26 protein-coding genes, 1 tRNA gene and 1 pseudogene are annotated in these 24,761 nt (G+C 60.4%); 17 read left to right on the forward strand and 11 right to left on the reverse strand.

From position 1 onward, the window contains the following. Nucleotides 1-103: 103 nt before the first annotated feature. From QO231_RS06355 to QO231_RS06370, 4 genes are read left to right on the forward strand one after another with little or no spacing between them, the layout of a single operon-like run. Nucleotides 104-1,135 carry a glycosyltransferase family 2 protein gene (locus QO231_RS06355; RefSeq protein WP_316774574.1) on the forward strand — a complete coding sequence of 344 codons (1,032 nt, stop codon included), beginning with the start codon at nucleotides 104-106 and terminating at the stop codon, nucleotides 1,133-1,135. Continuing rightward, nucleotides 1,132-1,767: a hypothetical protein gene (locus QO231_RS06360; protein WP_316774392.1), complete on the forward strand. Its 636-nt coding sequence runs from the start codon at nucleotides 1,132-1,134 to the stop codon at nucleotides 1,765-1,767. The genes QO231_RS06355 and QO231_RS06360 overlap by 4 nt, the downstream gene beginning before the upstream one ends. Next, complete coding sequence (locus QO231_RS06365) at nucleotides 1,767-4,058, forward strand: glycosyltransferase family 2 protein (protein WP_316774394.1); 2,292 nt, start codon at nucleotides 1,767-1,769, stop codon at nucleotides 4,056-4,058. Before QO231_RS06360 ends, QO231_RS06365 begins: the two co-directional genes overlap by 1 nt. A 21-nt stretch (nucleotides 4,059-4,079) precedes the next feature. Then, on the forward strand, nucleotides 4,080-5,117 hold the full coding sequence (locus QO231_RS06370) for a glycosyltransferase family 2 protein (protein ID WP_316774395.1): 1,038 nt from the start codon (nucleotides 4,080-4,082) through the stop codon (nucleotides 5,115-5,117). 9 nt (nucleotides 5,118-5,126) lie between these two features. Here the strand turns inward: QO231_RS06370 and QO231_RS06375 are convergent, their stop codons facing one another. Further along, the gene (locus tag QO231_RS06375; RefSeq protein ID WP_316774397.1) at nucleotides 5,127-5,504 is read right to left on the reverse strand and encodes a hypothetical protein; all 378 of its coding nucleotides are present in this window, start codon (nucleotides 5,502-5,504) and stop codon (nucleotides 5,127-5,129) included. A gap of 172 nt (nucleotides 5,505-5,676) precedes the next feature. On the opposite strand from QO231_RS06375, the gene pyrC reads away from it, so the two are divergent. The 6 genes from pyrC to QO231_RS06405 all read left to right on the forward strand — a co-directional run bounded on the left by pyrC (nucleotide 5,677) and on the right by QO231_RS06405 (nucleotide 12,100). Further along, nucleotides 5,677-6,717, forward strand: coding sequence for a dihydroorotase (gene pyrC, locus QO231_RS06380; protein ID WP_316774399.1), 1,041 nt, complete (start codon nucleotides 5,677-5,679; stop codon nucleotides 6,715-6,717). A 67-nt stretch (nucleotides 6,718-6,784) separates the two neighbouring features. Next, entirely contained in the window at nucleotides 6,785-7,465 is a 681-nt protein-coding gene (locus QO231_RS06385) for an orotate phosphoribosyltransferase (RefSeq protein ID WP_316774401.1), read from the forward strand. Between the two features lie 272 nt (nucleotides 7,466-7,737). Then, on the forward strand, nucleotides 7,738-9,228 hold the full coding sequence (locus QO231_RS06390) for a replicative DNA helicase (protein WP_316774403.1): 1,491 nt from the start codon (nucleotides 7,738-7,740) through the stop codon (nucleotides 9,226-9,228). A 312-nt stretch (nucleotides 9,229-9,540) separates the two neighbouring features. Further along, the gene (alr, locus tag QO231_RS06395; RefSeq protein ID WP_316774404.1) at nucleotides 9,541-10,578 is read left to right on the forward strand and encodes an alanine racemase; all 1,038 of its coding nucleotides are present in this window, start codon (nucleotides 9,541-9,543) and stop codon (nucleotides 10,576-10,578) included. Beyond that, nucleotides 10,575-11,357 carry an MlaE family ABC transporter permease gene (locus QO231_RS06400; protein ID WP_316774406.1) on the forward strand — a complete coding sequence of 261 codons (783 nt, stop codon included), beginning with the start codon at nucleotides 10,575-10,577 and terminating at the stop codon, nucleotides 11,355-11,357. Before alr ends, QO231_RS06400 begins: the two co-directional genes overlap by 4 nt. Then, nucleotides 11,354-12,100 (forward strand): ABC transporter ATP-binding protein, encoded by a 747-nt coding sequence (locus tag QO231_RS06405; protein WP_316774407.1) that lies wholly within the window; start codon nucleotides 11,354-11,356, stop codon nucleotides 12,098-12,100. The genes QO231_RS06400 and QO231_RS06405 overlap by 4 nt, the downstream gene beginning before the upstream one ends. A gap of 118 nt (nucleotides 12,101-12,218) precedes the next feature. Here the strand turns inward: QO231_RS06405 and QO231_RS06410 are convergent, their stop codons facing one another. Beyond that, a complete protein-coding gene (locus tag QO231_RS06410) occupies nucleotides 12,219-12,923 on the reverse strand; it encodes an SDR family oxidoreductase (RefSeq protein WP_316774408.1) in 705 nt (234 codons plus the stop codon). Between the two features lie 101 nt (nucleotides 12,924-13,024). Here QO231_RS06410 and QO231_RS06415 point away from each other — a divergent pair, with 101 nt between their 5' ends. Then, a complete protein-coding gene (locus tag QO231_RS06415) occupies nucleotides 13,025-13,903 on the forward strand; it encodes a LysR substrate-binding domain-containing protein (RefSeq protein WP_316774409.1) in 879 nt (292 codons plus the stop codon). Nucleotides 13,904-14,092: 189 nt separating this feature from the next. Here the strand turns inward: QO231_RS06415 and QO231_RS06420 are convergent. Together QO231_RS06420 and QO231_RS26090 are read right to left on the reverse strand one after the other, a co-directional pair. Next, nucleotides 14,093-14,169, reverse strand: a tRNA-His gene (locus tag QO231_RS06420). A 44-nt stretch (nucleotides 14,170-14,213) separates the two neighbouring features. Then, a pseudogene (locus tag QO231_RS26090) lies at nucleotides 14,214-14,695 on the reverse strand (N-acetyltransferase family protein). Nucleotides 14,696-14,774: 79 nt separating this feature from the next. Here QO231_RS26090 and QO231_RS06430 point away from each other — a divergent pair. Then, nucleotides 14,775-14,975 (forward strand): DUF6324 family protein, encoded by a 201-nt coding sequence (locus QO231_RS06430; protein ID WP_316774413.1) that lies wholly within the window; start codon nucleotides 14,775-14,777, stop codon nucleotides 14,973-14,975. A 2-nt stretch (nucleotides 14,976-14,977) separates the two neighbouring features. Here the strand turns inward: QO231_RS06430 and QO231_RS06435 are convergent, their stop codons facing one another. Together QO231_RS06435 and QO231_RS06440 are read right to left on the reverse strand one after the other, a co-directional pair. Further along, the gene (locus tag QO231_RS06435; protein ID WP_316774416.1) at nucleotides 14,978-15,160 is read right to left on the reverse strand and encodes an SRPBCC family protein; all 183 of its coding nucleotides are present in this window, start codon (nucleotides 15,158-15,160) and stop codon (nucleotides 14,978-14,980) included. Further along, the gene (locus tag QO231_RS06440) at nucleotides 15,157-15,645 is read right to left on the reverse strand and encodes an MmcB family DNA repair protein (RefSeq protein ID WP_316774418.1); all 489 of its coding nucleotides are present in this window, start codon (nucleotides 15,643-15,645) and stop codon (nucleotides 15,157-15,159) included. The genes QO231_RS06435 and QO231_RS06440 overlap by 4 nt, the downstream gene beginning before the upstream one ends. 114 nt (nucleotides 15,646-15,759) lie before the next feature. Between QO231_RS06440 and QO231_RS06445 the strand changes: the two genes are divergently transcribed. Then, nucleotides 15,760-16,095, forward strand: a complete 336-nt coding sequence (locus QO231_RS06445; RefSeq protein ID WP_316774419.1) for an ArsR/SmtB family transcription factor — start codon at nucleotides 15,760-15,762, stop codon at nucleotides 16,093-16,095. Next, nucleotides 16,092-16,511 (forward strand): SRPBCC family protein, encoded by a 420-nt coding sequence (locus QO231_RS06450; RefSeq protein WP_316774421.1) that lies wholly within the window; start codon nucleotides 16,092-16,094, stop codon nucleotides 16,509-16,511. The genes QO231_RS06445 and QO231_RS06450 overlap by 4 nt, the downstream gene beginning before the upstream one ends. Nucleotides 16,512-16,737: 226 nt before the next feature. On the opposite strand, the gene QO231_RS06455 is transcribed toward QO231_RS06450, so the two are convergent. From QO231_RS06455 to QO231_RS06475, 5 genes are all read right to left on the reverse strand, one after another. Next, nucleotides 16,738-17,061, reverse strand: a complete 324-nt coding sequence (locus QO231_RS06455) for a hypothetical protein (protein ID WP_316774422.1) — start codon at nucleotides 17,059-17,061, stop codon at nucleotides 16,738-16,740. A gap of 83 nt (nucleotides 17,062-17,144) precedes the next feature. After that, nucleotides 17,145-17,627 carry a transcription antitermination factor NusB gene (nusB, locus tag QO231_RS06460; RefSeq protein ID WP_316774424.1) on the reverse strand — a complete coding sequence of 161 codons (483 nt, stop codon included), beginning with the start codon at nucleotides 17,625-17,627 and terminating at the stop codon, nucleotides 17,145-17,147. Beyond that, nucleotides 17,624-18,175 carry a 6,7-dimethyl-8-ribityllumazine synthase gene (locus tag QO231_RS06465; protein ID WP_316774426.1) on the reverse strand — a complete coding sequence of 184 codons (552 nt, stop codon included), beginning with the start codon at nucleotides 18,173-18,175 and terminating at the stop codon, nucleotides 17,624-17,626. The genes nusB and QO231_RS06465 overlap by 4 nt, the downstream gene beginning before the upstream one ends. Before the next feature lie 3 nt (nucleotides 18,176-18,178). Beyond that, entirely contained in the window at nucleotides 18,179-19,300 is a 1,122-nt protein-coding gene (gene ribB / locus QO231_RS06470) for a 3,4-dihydroxy-2-butanone-4-phosphate synthase (protein ID WP_316774428.1), read from the reverse strand. A gap of 191 nt (nucleotides 19,301-19,491) precedes the next feature. Continuing rightward, nucleotides 19,492-20,085 carry a riboflavin synthase gene (locus tag QO231_RS06475; protein WP_316774430.1) on the reverse strand — a complete coding sequence of 198 codons (594 nt, stop codon included), beginning with the start codon at nucleotides 20,083-20,085 and terminating at the stop codon, nucleotides 19,492-19,494. Between the two features lie 173 nt (nucleotides 20,086-20,258). Between QO231_RS06475 and QO231_RS06480 the strand changes: the two genes are divergently transcribed. The 3 genes from QO231_RS06480 (at nucleotide 20,259) to QO231_RS06490 (ending at nucleotide 24,746) form a co-directional block, all read left to right on the forward strand. Next, entirely contained in the window at nucleotides 20,259-21,524 is a 1,266-nt protein-coding gene (locus tag QO231_RS06480) for a capsule biosynthesis protein (protein ID WP_316774432.1), read from the forward strand. A gap of 139 nt (nucleotides 21,525-21,663) precedes the next feature. Next, complete coding sequence (locus QO231_RS06485) at nucleotides 21,664-22,746, forward strand: polysaccharide biosynthesis/export family protein (protein ID WP_316774434.1); 1,083 nt, start codon at nucleotides 21,664-21,666, stop codon at nucleotides 22,744-22,746. Between the two features lie 2 nt (nucleotides 22,747-22,748). After that, complete coding sequence (locus QO231_RS06490; protein WP_316774436.1) at nucleotides 22,749-24,746, forward strand: capsular polysaccharide biosynthesis protein; 1,998 nt, start codon at nucleotides 22,749-22,751, stop codon at nucleotides 24,744-24,746. The last annotated feature ends 15 nt before the right edge of the window (nucleotides 24,747-24,761 follow it).

Consider the following 24,761-nt stretch of genomic DNA (forward strand, 5'->3'; position numbering starts at 1 on the left):
GGCCCGGATGGCATCAATTGCGTAACTAACAAGCGGTATTGGCTCAGAACCAGCGCCCTCAGATCAGGCAGAACACATGGCACGTGGCGGACAGCAATCGGATATGCGGATCACCGCCGTGACCTGCGTCAAGGACGAAGGGCCGTTTCTGCTGGAATGGATCCTGTTCAACAGGCTGATCGGTGTTACGGATTTCCTGTTCTACTCCAACGATTGCAGCGACGGAACCGACCACCTGCTTGACGCGCTGGCCGAACGTGGAATCGTGCGCCACTTGCCCAACCCGGCGAAAGGGCGCAACTACCAGATGGAGGCGCTGAAAGACGCACGGCGGCAGAACATCGTGGCCGACGCCGATTGGGTCTGGGTTGCCGATGTCGATGAGTTCCTGAACATTCACACCGGCGATCACACGATCCCCGCCCTGATTACAGCCTGCGGTGATCCGCAGGCAATTTCAGTGACGTTCCAGTTCTTTGCCAACAACGGGATTGAGGCGTTCGCAGATGCGCCGGTGATTTCGCAGTTCACCCGTTCGCACAACCCCGACCTCTGGTGCGGAGAATTCGCAATCGAAGTCAAGACGCTGGTGCGCAATGACTTTCCGCTGCAATATTTCGGCGCGCACCGACCATTTTTCAAAAGCAGCCTTGCCGCCGACATGCGCCCGCGCTGGACAGATGGATCGGGGCGCGATGTACCGCACAGGTTCCTCGTTGCGGCGAATCCCCGGCGCATACGCCGCTTTCCTGCAAAGGGCGCGCGGCAATTCGCGACACTGAACCACTATGCACTGCGGTCGCTGGACAGTTACCTGCTCAAGAATGACAGGGGCGATGTGAATCGCGAAAACCGCGCATTCGATGATACCTACTGGCGGGAACGCAACGATGCTTCCCATACCGATATCAGCATCCATCGCTACCTTCCCGCACTTGAAACCGCGCTTGCTGACCTGCGGCGCGATCCCGTGGTCGACGCTCTGCACAGGGACTGTGTTGCGCGCCACATCGCGCGGCGTGATGCGCTGCTCACGTTGCCCGAATATCAACAGATGCGCGATCAACTGCGCTGCGCCAATCCGCTGCCACCGCAGGAAGAGGCACTGTTGAACGCCTTGGGATTGGCAGCATGACACTGGAAGTGGTCAACCTCGGCCTGCCGAAATCGGGCACAACCACGCTGGCCAGGGCGCTGCGGCTGGCAGGGTATGCAGTGGCAGACCATCGCTTGCGCGGGCGCAATACCGTCGATCCGGCGCAAAAGGGAACGCCCGTCGCCGATCTGCTCTATCGCGGCTATTTCGAAACCGGCGATCCCGCCGCGCATCTGCCGGGGATCACGGCACTTTCGGAAATGAGTGTGCTGCGCGGTGCGAAATCGCTGTGGCCGCAGATGGATTTTGCGTTGCTGCTTGCAATCAAAAGACACCATCCTGACGTTCGGTTTCTGGCGTCTCGCCGTGATGCATTTGACCTGTCTCAATCCATGCTGGCCTGGTCCGATCTGGGCCTGACCCGTCTGCCCGACAGCGCGATCCCGGGCCTGCCGGAAGGGTATGGCGACACCACCAAACAACGTGTGCAATGGGTCGAAGGCCACTATGCCGCCCTCGCCCGGTTCTTTGCGAAGGACCCGAATTTTCTCGAATTCGATATCGCAGACCCCGATGCCCGCGCCAGGATCGCGACCTTTCTGGGACGGGACCTGCCCTGGTGGGGGCACCTCAATGCCAACCCCATCCGCGAACGGTTGGGGAGCAAGTGATGCGCATCTGGATTCATCTCGGGCTGGACTCTTTGGTCACTGAGCGGATTCAACGTGTCATGTCTGACAAGCGTGATCAGATGATCGCCAAGGGCTTCCTGTTTTCGCAAACCGCAAGCGCGACCGTCTGCCAGGCGGTGAAGGATCTGGATCAGAACGAACCGATGAGCCCAGAGCAACAATGTGCGTTGCGTGACCGGCTGAGTGCGGATCTGGCGCGCGAGATCGAGATCCATAAGCCCAAGGCCCTGATCCTCTCCGATTCCCGGTTGGGTCATACGCTCTGCAAAGGCAGTGAGTTGGAGCGTCTCAAGAGCCTGCTCAGCCCGATATGCGGCGACATCCGCATCGTTGCACAGGTGGACGAACAGGCAAGCGCATTTGCCCGGCACTACGGCCAGCAGGTGATGACCGGCCGCAGCACGCCACTTGACCGGGAACTGGCGCTCGCTGACAGCGGGAATTGGTGGCAATCCTGTATCGACACCACAGATCAAGAGGCAGACACGTCAGTTCCGTCTGGTGCGCCCTTCTGGCTGGACTATGCCGCCCTTGTCCGGTTCTGGGAAAGCAGCTTTGGCCCGGAGAGTGTTACCCTGCACCCGCTGAATGAGGATGATCTGGCATCCGAGACTGCGCCCGACGCAATCCGCGCGCTCTTCGACATTGCTCCAACGTTAGGGAAAACCACGGCGGACGCACTGCCGCCGCAGCCCTCCGCCGCCTGGGTTGAACGCGCGCGGCAGATGAATGCGCTGTTTCACCAGCTGACGCGCAACGGACAGCGGAATATTCCCGGCGACCTTTGGCAATCCCTGCTGGCCGAAACCAAAATCGGCGGTGAGCCGATTGCGCCCGGCGCGTTGTCGGCGATCTCAGACCGATTTGCCGCAGACAATCAGGCCCTTGTTGCTGCCCATCCTGCATTGCGGGCCGCCGATCTCCGCCCCGAGCCGGCGCAAGACCACTGGCGCGAACCCGGTCCTGGCAACGGGTTTCGTGCGACCCAATACCTACTGGCCTTCATGTATCGCATAGACAAGGCCACAGGTGAGGCGCGCAAGGGAACCGCGCCTCACCCGTCGAAACCGGAAAATGCCACAGGGCTTTCCCCCGCCGCGCGTGCCGTTTTGCCGCCGCTCGCCGTGCAGAATTTCGACAAGCTGCGCAATTCCCCCTATGCGCCGCATAACCGGCTGGGGGCCGTCAACGAAGAAGACCTTGCCGCCGCCTATGCCCCGGCACCTCGGCGCATCCTGCCGAACGGCTCATCCGGGCGTGTCATCGTCGGCTGCATGAAGAATGAAGCGCCCTATATCGTCGAATGGATCGCCTATCATCGCGCCATCGGGGTCGACAATTTCCTGATCTACACCAACGACTGCACGGACGGCACCGACAAGATCCTGAACCGTCTGCAACAATTGGGCATCGTTCAGCACCGCAACAATGACAAATGGCGGGGCAAGTCACCGCAACAACATGCGCTCAACATGTCGCGCAAGGAAGCCGTCATTCGCGATGCAGAGTGGCTCATCCATATCGATGTGGACGAATTCATCAATGTGCGCACCGGTAACGGCACGCTGGACGATTTTTTCGCCGCCGTCCCTGACGCCACGAATGTTGCGATGACGTGGCGACTCTTTGGTCATGACGGTGTGACCCGTCTGGCGGATGCATTCGTCATCGACCAGTTCGAGCGATGCGCGCCGAAGTACTGTCCAAAGCCACATACGGCGTGGGGTTTCAAGACGATGTTCAAGAATATCGGTGCCTATGGCAAGATCAGCTGCCACAGGCCCAACAAGCTTGACGAGGACCTGCGCGATCAGGTCCGCTGGGTGAACGGATCGGGCAAGGACATGACTGAAGAGGTCGCCAACAACGGCTGGCGCAATTCGCGACGCTCCATCGGGTATGACCTGCTGCAACTCAACCACTATGCCCTGCGCAGCGCCGAGAGCTTTCTGATCAAACGACAACGCGGGCGCGCGCTGCATGTGGATCGTTCGATCGGAATCAACTATTGGATCCGCATGGACTGGTCCGATTTCCGCGACATCACCATAAAGCGCAACATTCCACGGGTCCGGGCCGAATATGACCGGTTGATGCAGGATGATACGCTGCGCAAATGGCATGAAAAAGGGCGCGACTGGCATCGTGCCAAGGCAGAGGAACTTCACGAAAACCCCGAGTTCAGGGAGCTTTATGAACAGGCGTTGGCGATCAAGCTTTCCGAAACAGAACGCGTCGCCTATGCGCTGGCGCTCGATATGGAAAGCTGAGATGCGCATGCGGGTCTGCAGGTGAGATTTCTCGCTGTTCTCACGGTGCGCAACGAGGGTGCGTTCCTGCTGGAGTGGCTCGCCCACCATCGTGCCGTGGGTTTCACCGACTTTCTGGTCTTTTCCAACGATTGCCGCGATGGCACCGACGCGATGCTCGACAGGCTGGCCGAAATGGGCTGGCTCACTCACGTCAGGAACGATGGCCCCTATGACAAGCGCGGCATACAGTTCACCGCGCTGAAACAGGCGGAACGACTTGATATCGTACACTCTGCCGACTGGCTCCTGCCGCTGGACATTGACGAGTTTGTCAACATCCACACAGGCGATCACACACTGCTGTCGCTATTGGCGGCACTGCCAGAGGCCACGGCGATCACTCTGACCTGGCGGCTTTTCGGCAATGCCGACATTCGCAGTTACACCGACTCGACGGTGACCGAAACCTTCACCCGCTGCGCGCCCGTCGCGATGTTCTGGCCGTGGCGCTCGGCCATGTTCAAGACGCTTTACCGCAATGACAGAACCTACGAAAAACTTGGGGTCCACCGGCCCCGCGCCCCGAACCTCGATAAGCTCCCCAACGCCCGGTGGTTTGACGGCGAGGGCCGCGAACTGGACGATCCGTTCAAGACCCGACGGCTGTTTTCCAACTACGGGCGCTCCAACTACAAGCTGGTGCAACTCAACCATTATCCACTGGGTGCGATGGAAAGCTATGTGCTCAAGGCCGATCGCGGGCGTGCCGTGCACAGCGACCACATGCTCGGCATGGAGTATTGGGTTGATCGAAATTTCAATACGGACACCGACGATAGCATCGCCCGAACCCACCCGCTTCGAGCGCCCATTCTCGCCGATCTGCACGCCGATCCGAGGCTTGCGGACCTGCATCGGGCCGCAGTCGGTTGGCGCCATGCGCGGTTTTTCAAGCTGATGGAGCAGGAGCCGTATCGCGCACTCTATGCCCGCTTGCTGATGACCCCCGCGTCCAAGCCAATCAATCACGCCACCGCGACCACGCTGAGCCAGTTTGCCATGAAGGGACGAACCTAGCGCCCGCCGTCAACCCGCTTCGATCAAGCGGCGCAGTATCCTGTGCCGCCAGCGATAGATGGTACTCACCCAAAGTGCTGCCATCCCCGTTTGCCACCCCGCATCGATCTCTACCCGGTCAATCTGAATGGCGCCTGTGTCTGCCGGTTTCACCTCTAACTCGTGGACCAGCCGCGCGATCCCGATGCCATGCTCTTCACTGCGCAACACCCGCGCTTCGGTGTCGCAAGTTACGACATGCATGGAATAGGGCTGGGCAGGCAGCACACCAAACAACGACAGCGCCACATCAATCCTCTGACCGATCTGCGCTGGTCCTGATGGCAGATGGTCGAACTGCACCCAAGGGCGGCTCACCGTTTCCAACACATCTAGATCAATTGCCATCGCAAACAACCGGTCCGCATCGATCGGGTACCGATGCCTGAACGTGAGCCGCTGCACCATGTCTTACCTTCCCCTTTTTTCCAATAATCTGCCGCGACGCGCCGAAGTTTTAAACGGCGCATTTCGTCTCGCCCCTCTGGTTTGCGCCAGCGGGCTGTGCTAGCCGGGCGTCATGAGCAAGACACTGACGATCCCGCGCCCAGATGACTGGCACCTGCACCTGCGCGATGGCGCGATGCTCCGGGCCGTCTTACCCGAAACCACCCGTGACTTTGCCCGCGCCATCATCATGCCAAATCTCGTGCCCCCGGTGGTTACCGGGGCTCAGGCCAGTGCCTACCGGGATCGAATCCTCGCGACTCTCCCCGAGGGCAGCCGTTTCCAGCCGCTGATGACACTCTACCTGACCGAAGACACCGATCCCGACGATGTCGCCGCCGCCGCGGCCAGCGATCTAGTCAAGGCAGTCAAACTCTACCCAGCCGGAGCCACCACCAATTCTGCCAGCGGCGTTGCCAATTTCGACCGGGTGCGCGCCGTGCTCGACCGCATGGCCGAAATCGGCCTGCCACTCTGTGTGCATGGCGAAGTCACGGACAGCGACATTGATATCTTTGACCGCGAGGCGGTGTTCATCGACCGGGTGCTCGATCCGGTCCGCCGCGCCACGCCGGGCCTGCGCGTCGTGATGGAGCATATAACCACCGCACAGGGTGTCGACTACGTGCGTGCCGGTGGCGACACCATCGGTGGCACGATCACCACCCATCACCTGATCATCAACCGCAACCATATCCTCGTCGGCGGAATAAAGCCGCATTACTACTGCCTCCCGGTCGCCAAACGGGAAGAACACCGCCTCGCCCTGCGCGCCGCTGCCACCTCGGGCGAACCCTCCTTCTTTCTCGGCACCGACAGCGCCCCGCATGTGGATGCGCTCAAGGAGCACGCCTGTGGTTGCGCCGGTTGTTTCACCGCGACCAACACCATGCCGCTCCTTGCTCATGTGTTCGAAGAAGAGCACGCGCTGGACCACCTCGCAGCCTTTGCCTGCCATAACGGCCCAGCCTTTTACGGCCTGCCCGTCAACGATCGCACACTGACTATGGAAAAGGGCGACATGCCAACCGACTTCCCGTCAAAGATCGACTGCGCCGATGGCCCCGTCACTGTCTTTGATCCGGGATTTGACGTCTACTGGCGCACCGCCTGATTTCATCTTTGTCAAAAACACTCCCGCCGGAGGCGCCTGCCCTCCCTGCACGCTCATAGGTCTGATCATGATCCCCACAAGCTACCCTGACGCCAGGGAAATCGCCCGCCTCTCCGCCCGCATGCTGCTCGAAATCGAAGCCGTGCATCTCAACTCCGAAACCCCCTTCACCCTTGCGTCCGGCCTGCCGAGCCCGACTTACATCGATTGCCGCAAACTGATCTCCTATCCCCGCATCCGCAGCACCCTGATGGATTTCATGACCCTCACTGTCATGCGCAATGCCGGACTCGAGGCATTTGACAATATCGCTGGCGGCGAAACCGCGGGCATTCCCTTTGCCGCGCTTGTCGCCGAACGCATGGGCCTGCCCATGACCTATGTGCGCAAGAAACCCAAAGGTTATGGCCGCAATGCCCGAATCGAAGGCGTCATGAGCGAAGGCGACCGCGTGCTTCTGGTCGAGGATCTCACCACGGATGGCGGCTCCAAGCTCTCCTTCGTGGATGCAATTCGCGCCACCGGCGCCACCTGCGCCCACACCGCCGTGATTTTCTACTATGGCATCTTCCCGGACACCGAGAAGCGCCTCGCCGATCATGGAATCACCCTGCACCACCTCTGCACCTGGTGGGATGTGCTGGCCGAGGCAAAGGCCTCGGGTGCGTTTGACGCACAGACCCTGACCGAGGTGGAATCGTTTCTGACCAATCCGCGCGCCTGGCAAGAAGCGCGTCAGACCAGCTGACCCAAACGGGCGGCGGCGCACCGTCGCTGCCGGCAAGTCATCTCGTTTTCGCGCTCCTCGAGTCCTTCCAACACATACCAGATGTTGACCTGTGCCCCCTTTTGCCTTCAACATGCAGCGGGCAAAGGATATGCACAGGCTATCCACAAAAACATACAATTTGCAGGCTTGGCCAAGCGTGCGGTAACACCCGGCACCAACTGCAATCGACAAATCAGTACGAAAAAGAGCCAGCGACAACACGCGGCCATACGAGGCGAAATGGGGGCGACATGAACGAGATTACCAGCTTTGACGGAACCAGCCCGGAAACCGACGGCGCGAATACGATGCCCCACTCGGTAGAGGCAGAACAGCAGCTTCTGGGCGCTATTCTCACCAACAACGATGTATATGACCGCATTGCCAGCATCATCGGTCCACAACATTTCTACGACCCGGTGCATGCCCGCATCTATGAAATCGCTGCAGCCCGCATCGCCAAGAACGCGCTCGCCTCTCCCGTGACGCTCAAGGCATTCATGGAAGATGACGAGGGCCTGAAGGAACTCGGCGGTCCCGCCTATCTCGTCCGTCTCGCCGGTGCGGCGATCAGCGCCTTTGCCGTACGCGACTATGCCCAGATGGTCTATGATCTGGCGATCCGGCGGCAGCTGATCGGTCTTGGCCGGGATATCAGCGACAAGGCCAGCCGCGTCGATGTGTCCAGCGAACCGCGCGAACAGATCGTCGAAGCGGAACAGCAACTCTACAAACTCAGCGAACAGGGCCAGACGGAAAGCGGTTTTCAGAGCTTTCTGCGTGCCGTCACCGACGCGGTCAACGTCGCCAACGCCGCCTATATGCGCGACGGCGGTCTGGCCGGTATCTCGACCGATCTGGTTGACATGGACAGGATGCTGGGCGGATTGCACAAATCCGACCTGCTGATCCTCGCCGGTCGTCCCTCGATGGGCAAGACCTCACTGGCTACCAACATCGCGTTCAATGTCGCCAAGGCCTACAAGCGCGGCAAGCTGCCTGACGGAACCGAAGGCTCGGTGGATGGTGGCGTCGTCGGGTTCTTTTCGCTGGAGATGAGCGCCGAACAGCTCGCCGGTCGAATCCTTGCCGAAGCCTCCGAGATCTCCAGCCACAAGATCCGCCAGGGCGACATGAACGAGGCTGAATTCCGCCGCTTCGTCGATGCCGCCAAGGAACTCGAAGCCTGCCCGCTCTATATCGACGACACGGCCGCCATTCCCATCGCACAACTGGCCGCCCGCGCTCGTCGGCTGAAGCGGACCCACGGGCTGGACCTGCTGATCGTCGACTATCTGCAACTGGTGCGCGGCACCGCAGACAATCGCGTTCAGGAAATCGGCGAGATTTCCATGGGGCTCAAGGCCATCGCCAAGGAACTCAACATTCCCGTCATCGCCCTTTCCCAGCTGTCCCGCCAGGTTGAAAGCCGCGAGGACAAACGCCCGCAGCTCTCCGACCTGCGAGAATCGGGCTCCATCGAACAGGACGCCGACGTGGTCATGTTCGTCTATCGCGGCGAATATTACAAAGAGCGTGAAAAGCCGGGTGAAGACGATCTGGCCGCCACCGAACAATGGATCGCCGACATGGAGCGCCTGCACGGCAAGGCAGAGGTCATCATCGGCAAACAGCGCCACGGCCCCATCGGCACCGTCGAACTCAGCTTTGAAGCCCAGTTCACCCGCTTCGGAAACCTTGCGAAATCCTGGCAACAAACCGGCGGAGAACAGAGCTTCTGAGTTGCGTGCAGTCCGAAACTGACCTCGCAGCATCGCGCGCCTGGTGCATTGCAGTCGCAGGTTTTTGTGCGCCGAAATCCATGATTTCATCTTTGCAAAAATACTCCTGGGAGCGCGAGGGGCAGCGCCCCTCGCCCACCGCGCCGCCAAAGGCGGCGCAAATCCAGGGACCCGGGCGTCATCCTTCCGGTGCCGGCGCCTCTCACCTATAGCGGCTCCGCCACGCAAGCTGCGCGTCAAATTGCCGATCACCCCGCCTCCCGATGCCGCATTCCCTCTTGACGCCCCGCGCGCCCATGTCATTACCACCCTATGAGCACCGCAAAGCTAACCGTCGACCTCACCGCCCTTGCCGAGAACTGGCATGCCCTGGACGCGCTCACTGGCTGTGAGACCGGTGCCGTGGTCAAGGCCAACGGCTATGGGCTGGATGCGGCAGAAGTGTCGCTGGCACTGGCGCGCGCCGGTGCCCGGCAATTCTTTGTCGCCGCCGCCGAAGAAGGCGCCGTTGTGCGCCAGGCGCTTGGCCCGGGCCCCGGAATCTCGGTCTTTTCGGGCCATATGGAAGGCGACACCGCGCTCATCCGCGATCATGATTTGATCCCGATGCTGAATTCGGTCGACCAGATGTTGCGCCATATGGAAAGCCATCCAGCCGGCCGGTTCGGCGTTCAGCTGGACACCGGCATGAATCGTCTGGGGATGGAGCCCGCCGAATGGGCGGCCCTGCGCGACATTGCGCTGGCCCAGAAACCGGTCCTGCTGATGTCTCACCTCGCCTGCGCGGACGAGGCTGATCATCCGATGAATCGCCAGCAATTGCGCAGTTTCATCGAACTCACCGCCAACAACGATGTTCCCCGCGCCCTGGCGGCCACCGGCGGTCTGCTGCTTGGTCGCGATTACCATTTCGACCTGACCCGCCCCGGCGTCGGCCTTTATGGCGGCCTGCCCTTCACCGAGTCCAGACCGGTTGTGTCACTTGCTCTGCCAGTGATTCAGATCCGCGATCTCGCCGAAGGAGAGACTGTCGGTTACGGCAACGTTTGGACTGCGCCGCGTCCCGCGCGCATTGCAACCGTGGCGGCTGGCTACGCGGATGGCCTGCACCGTGCACTTGGCGCCGGTGGCGTCATGCTTTTCGCGGACGATACCCCCTGCCCGGTGGTGGGCCGCGTGTCGATGGACATGATCACGGTCGATATCACCGACCTGCCCACCGATCCGGACTCGCTGGAAATCCTTGGCCAACACCAGAGCATCGATACGCTGGCACAGGCGGCGGGCACCATCGGGTACGAGATCCTCACCTCGCTCGGTGGCCGGTATCGGCGGGAGTACATCGCGTGAACCCGGTTTCCCTGCTGGAACGCCTGGGTCGTGCGGTTCTGACCTTGCTTGCGCTTGTCGGGCGGATTTCGATCTTTGCCGCCCGTGCGTTTTCGCACATCTTTCGTCCGCCCTATTACCCGCGCGAACTCTTCAACGCGCTGCTCACTATTGGCTGGCTGTCCCTGCCTGTCGTCGGACTCACCGCGATTTTCACCGGCGGCGCGCTGGCGCTGCAAATCTACTCCGGCGGGGCCCGTTTCAATGCCGAGGCCGTGGTGCCGCAAATCGTTGCCATTGGCATGGTGCGCGAGCTTGGTCCGGTGCTTGTCGGGCTGATGATCGCGGCCCGCGTGACCTCGTCCATCGCCGCCGAGATTGCCACCATGAAGGTGACCGAGCAGATCGACGCCCTGGTGACACTCTCGACCAACCCGATGAAGTACCTCGTCGCACCCCGGGTGCTCGCGGCGCTCATCACCGTGCCGCTGTTGGTCGCCGTCGGCGATATCATCGGCATTGGTGGCGGTTATGTGGTGGCGGTCAAGAATCTCGGCTTCAACTCCGCCGCCTATCTGCAGAACACCGTCGATTTTCTGGAAGCGCGCGACGTGATCTCTTCCTTGGTCAAAGGCGCGGCCTTCGGGGTGATCGCGGCATTGATGGGCTGTTATTATGGCATGCAATCCGGGCGCGGCGCTCAGGGCGTCGGCAGTGCCACCAAAGACAGTGTCGAAGCCGCAGCCATCCTGATCCTCGCTGCCAATTTCGTTCTCACAGGGGTGTTCTTTTCGATATGATCCGCATGGAGTCCGTCAAGAAGGCCTTTGGCGACAACGAGGTGCTGCGCGGCATGACCCTGCACATCCCCAAGGGCACGTCGATGGTCATCATCGGCGGCTCGGGCACTGGCAAGTCGGTGGCGCTGAAGTGCATCCTTGGCCTGATCAAACAGGATTCCGGTCAAATCCTTGTGGACGGCAAAGACGCCGCTTCCCAAGACCGAGATGCCTTTCTTGCGCGTTTTGGCATGTTGTTCCAAGGGGGTGCGCTGTTTGATTCGTTGCCGGTCTGGCAGAACGTCGCATTCCGCCTGTTGCGCGGATCACTCAAGCGCCCGCAAGAGGAAGCGCGCGCAATAGCCATAGAAAAACTGCGCAGGGTCGGCCTGAAATCCAAGGTCGCTGACCTCTTCCCGGCAGAACTTTCCGGCGGCATGCAGAAACGCGTCGGCCTGGCCCGCGCCATCGCCGCTGAACCCGAAATCATCTTTTTCGATGAACCCACCACCGGGCTGGACCCGATCATGTCCGGTGTCATCAATGATCTGATCCGCGAAATCGTCGTGGAAATGGGCGCAACGGCGATGACCATCACGCACGACATGAGCAGCGTCCGCGCTATCGCCGATAACGTCGCAATGCTGCATGACGGCGTGATCCAGTGGACGGGTCCGGTCAGCCAAATGGACAGCAGCGGCGACCCCTATCTCGACCAGTTCATTCACGGCCGCGCCGAAGGCCCGATCGAAGCGGTGCGCTGACGTTCGAATTCAGGATCAGCAAACGGCTGACCCTGAAAACGACGCACCGAACAGGGCGACCTGCGCGCCGATTGCACAGCGGCCCAATCCAAATCAGCAACAGCGCAAGTCTCTTGCGTTACACCGACCGGGTCAGTCCCCCATCGATCCGTAGGTTCTGACCTGTGATATAGCCGCCGCCGTCCGAGGCCAGCAGCGAGATCATCGAAGATACTTCGTCAGCGCGGCCATATCGCCCCATGGGAATGCGCGCCATGCGATCCTCGGTTTCCGGAAGGCTGTCGATAAACCCGGGAAGAATATTGTTCATGCGAATGTTGTCGGCTGCATATTTATCGGAGAAGAGCTTGGCAAAGGCGGCGAGCCCCGCCCGAAACACACCGGATGTCGGGAACAGCGGGTCGGGTTCAAAGGCGGCAAATGTCGAAATGTTGAGAATCACGCCACCACCCTGCGCCTGCATCATTGGCGTGACCAACCGCGTGGGTCGGACCACGTTCAAGAGATAGACATCCATTCCCCTGTGCCAATCGTCATCGGATATCTCCAGCACCGGGCCCTTTGGCCCATGCCCGGCGGAATTGACCAGCACATCCACGCGGCCCCACCGCTCTTTCGCACCATCGACAAGCGCAGCAAGCGCACCCGGGTCGAGATTGGAACCGGTGACACCAAAACCGCCAAGTTCGTTTCCGAGCGCCTCGCCCTTGCCGGATGACGACAGAATACCGACCCGAAAGCCATCTGCCGCCAGACGCCGCGCCGCATCCGCGCCCATGCCGCTGCCACCGGCGGTGACAAGCGCAACTTTTTCTACTGACATTTTAGAGGTCTCCATGCAATGATCCCACGTAGTTTAGCCGCATGGGGTATAGGTTTCGCTTGAGAATTGATGTTTCCTGCCAATAGAAATACTATCGTCAAATGACGCAACTCCCACCCCTCAACGGTCTGCGCGCGTTCGAAGCCGCCGGTCGACGCCTGACATTTCGGGCCGCCGCAGAAGACCTTGGCGTCACGCAAGGTGCCGTGGCGCAACAGGTCCGCCAACTGGAAGCGCATCTGGGCCTGCTGCTGTTTGAACGGTTACCCAAGGGGCTGGCGCTTACCCCCTCGGGGCGCAGCTATCACGCGCATATCGCGACGGCCTTTGACGACATGCGACGGGCGACGGACAGCCTGAAACCGGAGCCGGGTGACGTTCGGATCAGCGTCACGCCGACCTTCGCCGCGAAATGGCTGATCCCCAACCTTCCCGGGTTTTCGGCGCTTCATCCAGATATCGATCTGCAAATTCTCGCCACCGAGAGAGTGTCGAGCTTTCACAGTGACGGCATCGATCTGGCCATACGACAGGCCCCGCCGCCATTTGGTGCAGCGCTTTATGCGATCAGGCTGTTTCGGCACGAAATCATGGCCGTCGCCGCACCGGCGTTGATCGAAAACCACTCTGTCCCGCTCGACCGCGATGCCATCGCACACTTGCCCAAGCTGCACGACGCGCATGATCTCTGGCCCGCGTTTCTCAAGCGTTTGAACGTAAGGGATCAGAGCGGCCACGGATTGCGATTGAGCCAAACCACCCTGGCGGTCGACGCCGCGCTCTCCGGACAGGGCATCGCGCTGGTCAGCCACTTTCTCGTGGCGCGCGACATCAGCGCCGGACACCTGGTGCAGGTGATCCCGGACATCATGCCGGGGCAGCACGATTTCCATCTTCTCGTCGAACGCAAATCCAGACGAAACCCCGCGATTGAGGCGGTGATTGCGTGGCTCACATCAGAAGCGCAACCGGCAACCTAGAGCGTCTCGCGTTCAACTCGGGTCGTCTTATATCAGCTAACGTATTGAAATTCTTGATTTCAGGCAGCGTTGAGCGCTTGAGATCTAACGCGAATTGCTTCTAGCCACCTTGCAACACAACGCAAAGTGTGGGCCATCTAACGGCTGCCAATCCTGTTTCGCGTCAATCACCGACGATATAAAGAGTGGTGGTACCACCTCCCCGGTTTGAACGGGGGACCTCCTGATCCACAATCAGGCGCTCTAACCAACTGAGCTAAGGCGGCACTGGCAAGCGATTTAGCCAAGGGACAGAGTGAATGCAAGTACCTTAAAGGTCAATATGCCAGCTTTGTTCCACCAGATCGACACCAAATGATCGAACGGGCCGGCTGTCGACAAGGTGCCAGCCCGACGCCTTGTAAAGTGCGCAGGCGGCGCGGTGGCTCTCATGTGTCCGGAGCCGCATGTCGCGATAGCCCTGTTCTCGCGCAAAGCCCATGCAGGTCGCAAGCAGGCGTTTCCCCAGGCCCGGCCCCGGGCATCGGGTGTCAGCAGGAACAGGCGAAGCTTTGCAGTTGTCTCCTGGTCGGCGACGCAAAAAATGCTGCCGAGTCGCTGATCGCCCTGCACCGCAATCCAGCCCCGCTCGCGGTCGGGATCATGGTTGGCAATGAAGTCGTCGAGGATCTCGGCAACCAGGGTACCAAACGACGGGTCAAACCCTTCGTCGCGCGCATAAAGCACGCCATGTTGCCGCACCAGCCAGGGTGCATCCGTCGATCTGAAGCGGCGTATGTTGACATCATCCATGGGTCACACTGCGCGCGGGAGCGCTTGATTCTCAACCCCCGCCAAGCTAGCAGGAACAACAGAGTCACGGAGGCACCTCATGGGCATCAACACCGAGCGCGATATCGAAGCGAACATGCAGATCGGTCCGACCGACGCCGGCATGGTGCGCATCTTCATCGAATCCCAGGGCATCGAAGTGCCGATGGACTTTGAGCCGGAAGAAGCAGACGAAATCGCGGAAGAAATCGTCGCGGCGGCAAAGGCGGCGCGTGCGGTCGGCGGCAAGTTTGGTCGTTGAAACTAGGTATGGATTTGACCCGGACCGATCAGTTCGAACCCGGTGCTCTCGAATTCATACAGCCCTGATCCATCCCCTTTTTCCATCCGCGCGATCAGCTTGCCTTTGGCAGTGTGCAACACGGCGTGCGTCGTGTGGAGCGCGCGATAGCACCAATCACCATCCGGATAGCAATACTTGATCAACTCGTCTCCTCCTCGGAGATACCTCTGGATGACAACAGCGTCCCCACCCCGGGATCACGAAGCGCTTGCAGCCGTCGCGCCGCGTGCATTGCGAATTTCTGAACCATCACCTTGCGCCGTGCCGGGGCCAGCCTGTCTTCCGGCGCCATGCGGATGATTTCCGCATCATAGGCGTCAGCAATGATCAGGCCGGTTTCGAGCGGCAGGAGATCGGTCGGAAAATCCTGATCAACCGCCCAGAAATACCGATCGCACCATTCCAGATAGCCCTGCCACTTTGAGTCCGAGTGAAAATCCGCACGGCTGGATTTGCACTCGATTACCCAGATTTCTCCCTTGGGACCCAGTCCCATCACGTCCACCCTCAACCCACGGGTCGGCACGAGTTCTTCAACAGAAACAAAGCCATGACCCTTGAGCAGTCGGCATACACCACGCGCCAGGAGTTGGCCTGGCTTGACAATGGAGGAAAGCATATCAGTCATGCCTCAAGCATGAACAATACGTGAACATTTTTCAAGTATCGAATTTCCATCGTCTGCAGGTTGACATGATACCTTTTGGTACTCTATTAAGCATGATACCAAAAGGTATCCAATATGAACACTGAACCTGCTACCGACCCGACCCAGAGTTGCTTTCGTGCGCTCGCCGACCCGACCCGGCGTGACATCGTCAAGCTGCTCTCGCAAACCGACATGACAATTGCGCAACTGACCGATCAGTTCGACATGACCCGAGCCGCCGTAAAGAAACACCTGAACGTCTTGTCCGATGGTGGGCTGATCAGCGTCCGCCCGCGCGGACGCGAACGCGTCAACAGCCTGAACACCACTGGATTCGCCCCGGTTCTCAGTTGGCTCGAATACTTCGACCAGTTCTGGGACGACCGGCTTGCCGACCTCAAGACAGCCATTGAAAAGGACAATTCATGACCGACACCGTTATCCGAAAATCACTCTATCTGAACGCCACACCCGAACAGGTCTGGGCATATCTTACCGATCCGGAAAAGCTGGCGCTCTGGTTTCACAAGCCGACAACTCGGCTGGAACAGGGCAACGATTTGAAAATGTACGGCGCCGAAAGTGGCAATCTGCTGATCTGGGGGACGGTCAACACCGCACGGCGGCCCGAATACCTCGAATACACCTTCACCATCGCACCGATGGGCGATGCGGTCAGCCTCGTCAAATGGACACTAGAGGAAGTGGCAGATGGCACGCGCCTGTCACTGGAGCATTCCGGCCTGCCACAGGGCGCGGAGGCATTCGGACTGACGCTCAACCTGGACAAGGGCTGGGACGAACATATTGGTCGGATGCGCGCGCTTCTTCTTGAATCCGCCTGATCGCCTCTTGCCGGTTCCGTCATCTGCGCCTATCTGGTGTGGGTGGCGGGTTCTGCCCTGCGCGTGAGCGGTTGCATTCCGGTGGCCTTAAGCAAATCCGAGGGAGCTGGCTCTGTCCGGATCCTGGTCCGTTTACCTGGCGCCCACCTGTACATACAGGTCCTCGGGAATCAGAACCACACGGTTGATTGGTGGTCCCGTCACATTTCGCCTGAACACCAAAGCCTTATCGGCGGCTTCTAACCTTGTGCTTGCGGCGATCCGTGGCAGCAACAAACGCAGGCCGCAGCGTTCTGACAACCGGTGTGCCGCCCCGCCCGCTGTCTTTCGTCTCGGCCAGTGACATCACCGCCCAGGCGAATTGAACACCGGCAAAAATAATCCCGTGCATGAACCACAACAGGAACACCGCAAGGATGCCGGCGTCGGAATGGGTCACCAGATGCCAGATGTTCATCACGTTGAACCACAACAGAATCGCCACAAAGGCGGCAGCGATGGCAAAACCAATGATCACGTTGCGAATATAGAGTTTGACCAGTTTGGGCATTGCCGTTCTCCTATATTCTCATTCTAGCATATGATAGACGCAGGTCCAAGCGCGGCACCCGCGTCAGGACGCCGCGAAACGCTCTAGAATGCGTCGGGCCTGGCCTCACGCGCCATGTGGTCTAGTACCGCATTCACGAATTTCGGCTCTTTCCCCTCGGGAAAAAAAGCACGCGCAATATCAACATATTCGACGATCACGACCTTTGGCGGTGTGTTGCTGTTGATCAGTTCTGCCCCGGCTGCGCGAAACAACCCGCGCAGCGTCGGATCGATCCGCGCAATCGGCCACTTGGCCACCAACGCACGATCTGTCATCTGGTCGATCCGCGCCTGATAGTTCACCGCATCCTCGACCGCGCGGCGGAACAGCGCGATATCGCCATCCAACATCTCGTCACCATCATAGGTCGCACCAAAGCGGTGTTCCAGAAACTCGGCGACAACCTGTTCACTGGTCTGCCCGCTCTGCTCCATCTGGAACAGGGCCTGCACCGCGTAGAGTCGCGCAGCTGACTTCATCTTGCGTTTCTGGTTGCCCGACAGGGCAGTGGTCGGAGTGCTCATACCGTCGTGGATCCGTCGCTCTTTTCCGCCAGCAGAATCGGGTCGGTCGGGGCACGAAACCCAACTCCCTTGCGCTGACCGCCCCACTTACGAGCGAGCGCGACAAGATGCAAGGCCGCCGCCGCCGCCCCGCCGCCCTTGTTCTGGTCATTGGAGTTCGCGCGCACCACGGCCTGTTCGCGGGTTTCAACCGTCAGGATGCCATTGCCGATACACAGCCCCTGCAGTCCCATCAGCTGCAACGCGCGACTGCTGTCGTTACAGACCGTGTCATAATGCGTCGTTTCCCCACGGATCACGCAGCCCAAGGCGACATACCCGTCAAAATTCGACTGCCGATCGGAAATCGCAATGGCGGTCGGCACCTCGAGCGCACCCGGCACTTCGACCAAATCCCAGCTCCCGCCAACGGCTTCGATTTCCGCCTTGGCGCCTGCGATCAGATCGTCTGCGATATCCTTGTAGTAGGGCGCGACGACGATCAACAGTTTCACCGGCTTGTCGAATTCCGGACGCGGCAGGACATAGTGTGTTTCAGATTTGGCCATGGTCTATTCCTCGGACATGATCGGGCGCGTGTCGACGATCGACAACCCGTAGGCATCCAACCCAAGATAGCGCGTGCGTGGTGAATCCGTCAGCAGGATCAAGTCCTTGACCCCGAGAGCCGACAGGATTTGCGCGCCAAGACCGGTCCGCTTGATGGTCCGCGGCCCCTCTTCCTCCGTGGCGTAGAGCGAATGGCGCGGCTCGCGGAAAAGGCAGACAATTCCGCGCCCTTCCTCGGCAATCAACTCCATCGCACGAGACAGTTCGCGCGCCGGTTTCGGCCCCAATCCCAGCATATCGCTCGCCTCATGCAGCGCATGGGTACGGGTGAGGACCGGCTCAGGGGTGGTGATATCGCCCTTGATCAGCGTCACATGTTCAACCCCGTGGGTCTGGTCGGTAAAGATACGCATATCCCAGTCGCCCCCGAATTCCGAGGTCACGCTCTGCTGTGCTGTCTGATCCACCAGGTTGTCGTTGAGATTGCGATAGGCGATCAGGTCAGAAATCGTGCCAATCTTGAGATGATGCGATGTGGCAAACTCCACAAGCTCTGGCAGGCGCGCCATGGTGCCATCCGCATTCATGATTTCACAGATCACGCCGGCAGGCTTCAACCCTGCAAGCCGTGCGATATCCACCGCTGCCTCGGTATGACCCGCGCGCACGAGAACACCGCCGCTGCGTGCGCGCAGCGGAAAGATATGCCCCGGCGTCGCAAGCGCGGCCATCGTGTTCTGTTCGTTGATTGCGACCGCGACCGTATGGGCCCGGTCCGGCGCTGAAATGCCGGTGCTGACACCTTCGCGTGCCTCGATCGACACGGTAAATGGTGTTTCATGCCGCGAACTATTGTTGACGGCCATCATCGGAAGACCCAACCGGTCAACCCGGTCCGCCGACATCGGCAGACAGATCAGTCCCCGCCCATGAGTCGCCATGAAATTGATCGCATTGGCATCGGCGAACTCGGCGGCAATCACCAGGTCGCCTTCATTCTCGCGATCCTCGTGGTCGACCAGTATGAACATCTCGCCGCGCCCTGCCGCATCAATGATCTCCTCAATCGGAGATATGGCATGGCGCAGGTCGGTCTCGACCTGACCTGGGGTTTCAAAGCTCATAAGGTCGTCTTTCCGTGCACAGTTTGCTCTCGGCGCAGATACCCCACACGGGTCACGAACGCCAGACCCGGAACGCGATGTCATCGGCGAAAGCCTCGCCCCTTGGCTTCATCCTTGTCAAAACACTCCGGGGGTGAACGGCGAAAATCCCGGATTTTCGCTGGAGGGGGCAGCGCCCCCTGCCCGGTTGCTCACACCACGGCGGTCTCGGCCAGTCGCGCGACATAGCGTGCCAGAGTATCAATCTCGAGATTCACACGATCCCCGACCGCGACATCCCCCCAAGTGGTAACATCCTTGGTGTGGGGGATGAAGTTGATCCCGAATGTCGTCCCCTCGACCTCGTTCACCGTCAGTGACGTGCCGTTCAGCGCGACCGATCCTTTCGGCGCAATGAACCGCGCCAGATCGGCGGGCGCGCGCAAGGACACGCGGGTGCTGTCCCCTTCGTCCACCACGGCGATCACCTCGGCAACCCCGTCCACGTGGCCGGATACGATATGGCCGCCCAATTCGTCCCCGACCTTCAGAGCCCGTTCCAAGTTCACCCGCTTGCCTTCGGTCCAGGCCCCGAGATTTGTCTTTGAGACCGTCTCGGCACTCACCTGTACATCGTACCAGTCATCACCCAATGCGATCACGGTCAGACAGACGCCATCGCTGGCAATCGAGGCCCCGATATCGATGCCCGCAGTATCGTATCCAGTCGCAATTCGCGCCCTCAGGTCGCCTTGCTGATCCAGTTCCCGCACGGTGCCTATATCTGTGATGATGCCTGTGAACATGCTGCGCCCCCTTGTATCTGTTCTTCTCACGTAACCAGCGATGCCCCGCGCGGCAAGCCCCACGTCTTGCCAAACGCGACACGCCGGGCCATAAATTTGCTGTTTCCCAGTGCCGGAGCAAGCGGATCATTTCTGCCAGCCAAACAACGGTGTCATTGCCGCGCAGCGAAAGGGTGTTTCTGTTTCTGCAGGGGCCGCACGGCCCGTTCTTCAACGCGCTTGGACGCATGCTGCGCAATACTGGCGCCCGCGTGTTGCGTGTGGGATTCAATGCAGGGGACCGCGCGTTCTGGTTTGATCGCCCAAGCTACATCCCGTTTCGCGGCACCCCCGAGGACTGGCCCGAAACCGTCGACGGCCTCTTCGATCTGCATGGCGTGACGGATATCGTGCTCTACGGCGACACCCGCAGCGTTCATGCCACCGCCATTGCCGCCGCCCGCGTCCGCAACATCACCGTGCATGTGTTCGAGGAAGGCTATATGCGCCCCTATTGGGTGACGTATGAACGCGGTGGCGCGAACGGCAATTCCCGCCTGATGGACATGGCCGTTTCCGAAATGCAGGCACAGCTTGAGCGCGCGGATATCGAGGCGCCACCGCCGCCCGCGCATTGGGGCGACATGCGCCAGCACATGTTCTACGGCGCGGCCTACCATTGGTGCGTGATGTTCACCAACCGGGGCTATCGTCACTTTCGCCCGCATCGGACGGTGCCTGTCACCCGCGAGTTCCTGTTGCATCTCAAGCGATTGCTGCTGATTCCGGCGCATGCCGCCGAACGCCGCCTGAGAACAGCGCGCATTCGGCGGGGCGGCTATCCCTACCATCTGGCGCTGCTGCAGCTCGAACATGACGCCAGTTTTCAAGATCATTCCTGCTTTGACAGCACGGCTGAATTCCTGGCCCAGGTCATCGCAGGTTTTGCCGAAGGAGCGCCGCCGCATCATCATCTGGTCTTCAAGGCCCATCCGCTGGAAGACGGGCGCACCCCTGTGCCACAGGACATCGCCCGCATCGCAAAGGAACACGGGCTTTGCAACCGTGTGCATTTCGTGCGCGGCGGCAAGCTGGCCCGGCTTATGGATGATGCGCGCAGCGTGGTCACGGTCAACTCCACTGCCGGGCAACAGGCCCTCTGGCGGGGTCTGCCGCTGCGGATTTTCGGACGCGCGGTCTATGACAAACCCGAGTTCATCTCTGATCAACCGTTGCCTGCCTTCTTCGCAAATCCGCGTCGGCCTGATACATCATCCTACCTGATCTTCCGGCGCTATCTGCTGGAAACCAGCCAGGTGCCGGGAGGCTTCTATTCAGCCCGCAGTCGGCAAAGATTGCTGCGCCGTGTCGTGGACATGATACTTGATCCCCGGGACCCTTATTCCGCACGGGAATTCGGTCCCGAGGCACAGAAACCACAGCTGCGGGCGATCACCTGAGATCGCTGGGCCATGACTGGTTATCCCATACCAATTCCTCTAGGTTGCGCAGAAATGATGAACACCGACACCGGGTCGAGGGGGCCGCTCTGTGAAAACTGTTTCGTTCCGATGGGTTAGATTCGCCGCAATCACTGTCATGGCCGGTACGCTGGCCGCCTGTTCGTTGCCGCAGGCAGGCCCGACCAAAGGCCAGATTTTCGACGGTTCGTTGCAAAAGGATGGGGACGCCTTTGTGGTCTCGGTCAATGACCGTGTCACCCGCGCCACGGCCGTTGTACCCGCGCTCGGGTTTTCGAGCGATTTCAGGACGACGCCGCAGCTGACCTCCGACACCATTCGCCCGGGCGACACGCTAGGCCTGACGATCTGGGAAAACGTCGATGACGGTCTGCTCGCGGGCGACGTCGGCAATTCCACCGCACTTGAAGAGGTTCAGGTCGACAGCGGCGGGTACATCTTTGTACCCTATGGCGGTCGCATCCGCGCCGCCGGCAACACTCCGGAACAATTGCGTGCGGTTATCACCGAACGGCTGATGGACCAGACTCCCGATCCGCAGGTCGAAGTGCGGCGCCTGGCCGGTGACGGTTCGACGGTCTCTCTTGTTGGCGGTGTCGGAGCCCAGGGTGTCTATCCCATCGAACGCCCGACCCGTACGCTGGCGGCGATGCTCGCCAAAGCTGGCGGCGTCGTCATCGAACCCGAAATTGCCTTGGTGACGGTCATTCGCGGCACACGAAAGGGAACGGTCTGGTTTCAGGACCTCTACAAGGACCCCAATCTGGACATCGCCCTGCGCGGCGGCGACCGTATCCTCGTTGAAGAAGACAGCAGAGCCTACACCGCGATCGGCGCCACCAGCCAGCAAGCACGTGTGAAATTCGAGACCAAGAACCTCTCAGCGATGGATGCATTGGCGCAGGTCGGCGGCTTGATCTCCGTGTCCTCCGATCCCACCGGTATCTTCGTTTTCCGCAACGAAAAGGCCGCAATTGCCAACCAGGTGCTCGGTCGCGACGATCTTCAGGGGGCGCAACGGCTTGTATATGTGCTGAATCTCAAAGAGCCGAACGGCGTGTTTCAGGCCCGCGATTTCGTGATCCATGACGGTGATACGCTCTATGTGACAGAGGCGCCTTATGCACAGTGGAGCAAGTCGATTTCGCTCATCGTAGGCGGGCTGACCCCCATCGCGAATGTCGCCACCCTGACCCAATAGGTATGAGCGGCCACGCGCCGACACCCGGGGAAAGCGATCGGTCCCGGGTCTATGCCTATAGTGGCGGATTTCTGACACAACGGCGGGTGCGCCGAATTCTGCATCTTGCGGGATATGACCTGCGTCTTGGCCTGCCCGGCCCGGATGACCTCGTTGGGGTCTGGGGCAATAGCCCTACCGCCTGGCGCGGCCAGAGAATCGCGCGCACTCGCAATGTGCCGCTGTTACATCTCGAGGACGCCTTTCTGCGCTCGATCCATCCAGGCCGAGCGGGAGAACCACCTGTCGGGCTGTTGCTGGACCGTGCAGGCCTTCATTTCGATCCGTCACATCCGTCAGGTCTGGAACAGATCCTGTCGCATGATCCGTTGGACGACACCGCGATTCTGGACCGTGCAAGAGGCGCCATCGCCCGCATTCGCGACCACCATCTGAGCAAATACAACACCCACGACACGGCTCTGCGACCACCCGATCCCGGTTATGTCCTCGTGCTCGATCAGGTCCGCGACGATGCGTCGGTCACGGCCAGCAAAGGCAATGACGCCCTGTTCCGCGAGATGCTGGTCTTTGCGCAGGAAGAACATCCCGGTGCGCGGGTGATCATCAAGACGCACCCCGAGACCCGCGCGGGTTTCCGGTCCGGGTATTATTCCGAGACGGATGCCAGCAACCGGGTCAGCCTCAGAGATGATCCGCTCAGCCCCTGGGAAATTCTGGACGGGGCCGTTGGCGTCTATACCGTGTCCTCGCATCTGGGTTTCGAGGCGATCCTTGCCGGGCACAGGCCCCGTGTCTTTGGTCAGCCGTTTTATTCGGGATGGGGGCTGAGCACGGATCAAAACCCGGTGCCGCGCCGCACGCGCAAGCTGACCCGGGCGCAGATTTTCGCCGCCGCCATGATCCTCTATCCCACTTGGTACGATCCATTCCGAGATCGGCTGTGTGAGTTGGAAACAGTGCTGGACAATCTTGAGGCGCAGGTCCGGGCCTGGCGCGAGGATCGGCAGGGATGGGTTGCAAGCGGCATCCGCCTCTGGAAGCGCCGACCGATGCAGCAGACATTCGGCAGTGTCAAACGTGTCAAATTCGACAGGGAGCGAGGAAAATTCCCCGATCGTCGCCATATGATCTGGGGCAGTGCCCGCTCTTCAGCCAATGATACGATTCGTGTAGAAGACGGTTTCCTGCGTTCGCGCGGGTTGGGCGCAAGCCTGGTTCCGGCACTTTCCCTCGCGCTTGACGATCTGGGCATCTACTACGATCCCAACCAACCAAGCCGGTTGGAAACGTTTGTCGCGGCGCGCCAAACCCTGCGGCCCGATCAGAGCCTGCGCGTCGAGCGATTAATCACGACGCTCATCCGCAACGGGCTCAGCAAGTACAATGTCGGTGGCCCGGCCACCGCCCTGCCCGAAGGCCATCGCATCCTGGTCCCCGGCCAGGTCGAGGATGACGCCTCCATCCGTCTGGGCACAGGCAATATCTCGACCAACGCTGCCTTGTTGCGCGCGGTCAGACTCGCGCACCCTGATGCCAGCGTGATCTACAAACCGCACCCCGATGTCGAAGCCGGACTTCGCCCCGGGGTCATCGATGCCGTGAATGCAGACATGGTCGCCACAAAAACCGATCCCACCGCCCTGCTGGAGCAAGTCGACGAGGTCTGGACAATGACCTCGCTGCTTGGGTTCGAAGCGTTGCTGCGCCGTATCCCGGTGACCACGGTTGGCGCTCCGTTCTACGCCGGATGGGGTCTGACCACCGATCTGGGCGATATCCCAGAGCGTCGCCGGGCCCGTCCGGACCTGCTGGGCCTGGCGCATGCGGCACTGATCGATTATCCGCGTTATTTCGACCCGGTAACCGGACAGACTTGCCCGGTCGAAGTGGTTGTCGACCGTCTCAATGACGCTTCGACGCCCCGGCCCGGCCCGGTCAATCGCACAGTATCAAAGCTGCAAGGGCTGTTTGCCACCTACGCATATCTCTGGCGTTGATCCAACCGGCAGCAG

The sequence above is a fragment of the Sedimentitalea todarodis genome (assembly GCF_032595355.1).
In the GTDB taxonomy this organism is placed as follows: domain Bacteria; phylum Pseudomonadota; class Alphaproteobacteria; order Rhodobacterales; family Rhodobacteraceae; genus Sedimentitalea; species Sedimentitalea todarodis.

Excerpts from the sequence above, each read along its gene's own strand:
- QO231_RS06450 (WP_316774421.1), top strand. The coding sequence starts at position 16,092 with ATGACCGACACCGTTATCCGAAAATCACTCTATCTGAACGCCACACCC.
- QO231_RS06365 (WP_316774394.1), top strand. The coding sequence starts at position 1,767 with ATGCGCATCTGGATTCATCTCGGGCTGGACTCTTTGGTCACTGAGCGG.
- QO231_RS06410 (WP_316774408.1), bottom strand. The coding sequence starts at position 12,923 with ATGTCAGTAGAAAAAGTTGCGCTTGTCACCGCCGGTGGCAGCGGCATG.
- QO231_RS06475 (WP_316774430.1), bottom strand. The coding sequence starts at position 20,085 with ATGTTCACAGGCATCATCACAGATATAGGCACCGTGCGGGAACTGGAT.
- QO231_RS06490 (WP_316774436.1), top strand. The coding sequence starts at position 22,749 with ATGAGCGGCCACGCGCCGACACCCGGGGAAAGCGATCGGTCCCGGGTC.
- QO231_RS06405 (WP_316774407.1), top strand. The coding sequence starts at position 11,354 with ATGATCCGCATGGAGTCCGTCAAGAAGGCCTTTGGCGACAACGAGGTG.
- QO231_RS06415 (WP_316774409.1), top strand. The coding sequence starts at position 13,025 with ATGACGCAACTCCCACCCCTCAACGGTCTGCGCGCGTTCGAAGCCGCC.
- QO231_RS06355 (WP_316774574.1), top strand. The coding sequence starts at position 104 with ATGCGGATCACCGCCGTGACCTGCGTCAAGGACGAAGGGCCGTTTCTG.
- QO231_RS06430 (WP_316774413.1), top strand. The coding sequence starts at position 14,775 with ATGGGCATCAACACCGAGCGCGATATCGAAGCGAACATGCAGATCGGT.
- QO231_RS06485 (WP_316774434.1), top strand. The coding sequence starts at position 21,664 with ATGGCCGGTACGCTGGCCGCCTGTTCGTTGCCGCAGGCAGGCCCGACC.
- QO231_RS06375 (WP_316774397.1), bottom strand. The coding sequence starts at position 5,504 with ATGGCAATTGATCTAGATGTGTTGGAAACGGTGAGCCGCCCTTGGGTG.
- QO231_RS06390 (WP_316774403.1), top strand. The coding sequence starts at position 7,738 with ATGAACGAGATTACCAGCTTTGACGGAACCAGCCCGGAAACCGACGGC.
- pyrC (WP_316774399.1), top strand. The coding sequence starts at position 5,677 with ATGAGCAAGACACTGACGATCCCGCGCCCAGATGACTGGCACCTGCAC.
- QO231_RS06465 (WP_316774426.1), bottom strand. The coding sequence starts at position 18,175 with ATGGCCAAATCTGAAACACACTATGTCCTGCCGCGTCCGGAATTCGAC.
- QO231_RS06360 (WP_316774392.1), top strand. The coding sequence starts at position 1,132 with ATGACACTGGAAGTGGTCAACCTCGGCCTGCCGAAATCGGGCACAACC.
- ribB (WP_316774428.1), bottom strand. The coding sequence starts at position 19,300 with ATGAGCTTTGAAACCCCAGGTCAGGTCGAGACCGACCTGCGCCATGCC.
- QO231_RS06455 (WP_316774422.1), bottom strand. The coding sequence starts at position 17,061 with ATGCCCAAACTGGTCAAACTCTATATTCGCAACGTGATCATTGGTTTT.
- QO231_RS06440 (WP_316774418.1), bottom strand. The coding sequence starts at position 15,645 with ATGACTGATATGCTTTCCTCCATTGTCAAGCCAGGCCAACTCCTGGCG.
- QO231_RS06445 (WP_316774419.1), top strand. The coding sequence starts at position 15,760 with ATGAACACTGAACCTGCTACCGACCCGACCCAGAGTTGCTTTCGTGCG.
- QO231_RS06385 (WP_316774401.1), top strand. The coding sequence starts at position 6,785 with ATGATCCCCACAAGCTACCCTGACGCCAGGGAAATCGCCCGCCTCTCC.
- nusB (WP_316774424.1), bottom strand. The coding sequence starts at position 17,627 with ATGAGCACTCCGACCACTGCCCTGTCGGGCAACCAGAAACGCAAGATG.
- alr (WP_316774404.1), top strand. The coding sequence starts at position 9,541 with ATGAGCACCGCAAAGCTAACCGTCGACCTCACCGCCCTTGCCGAGAAC.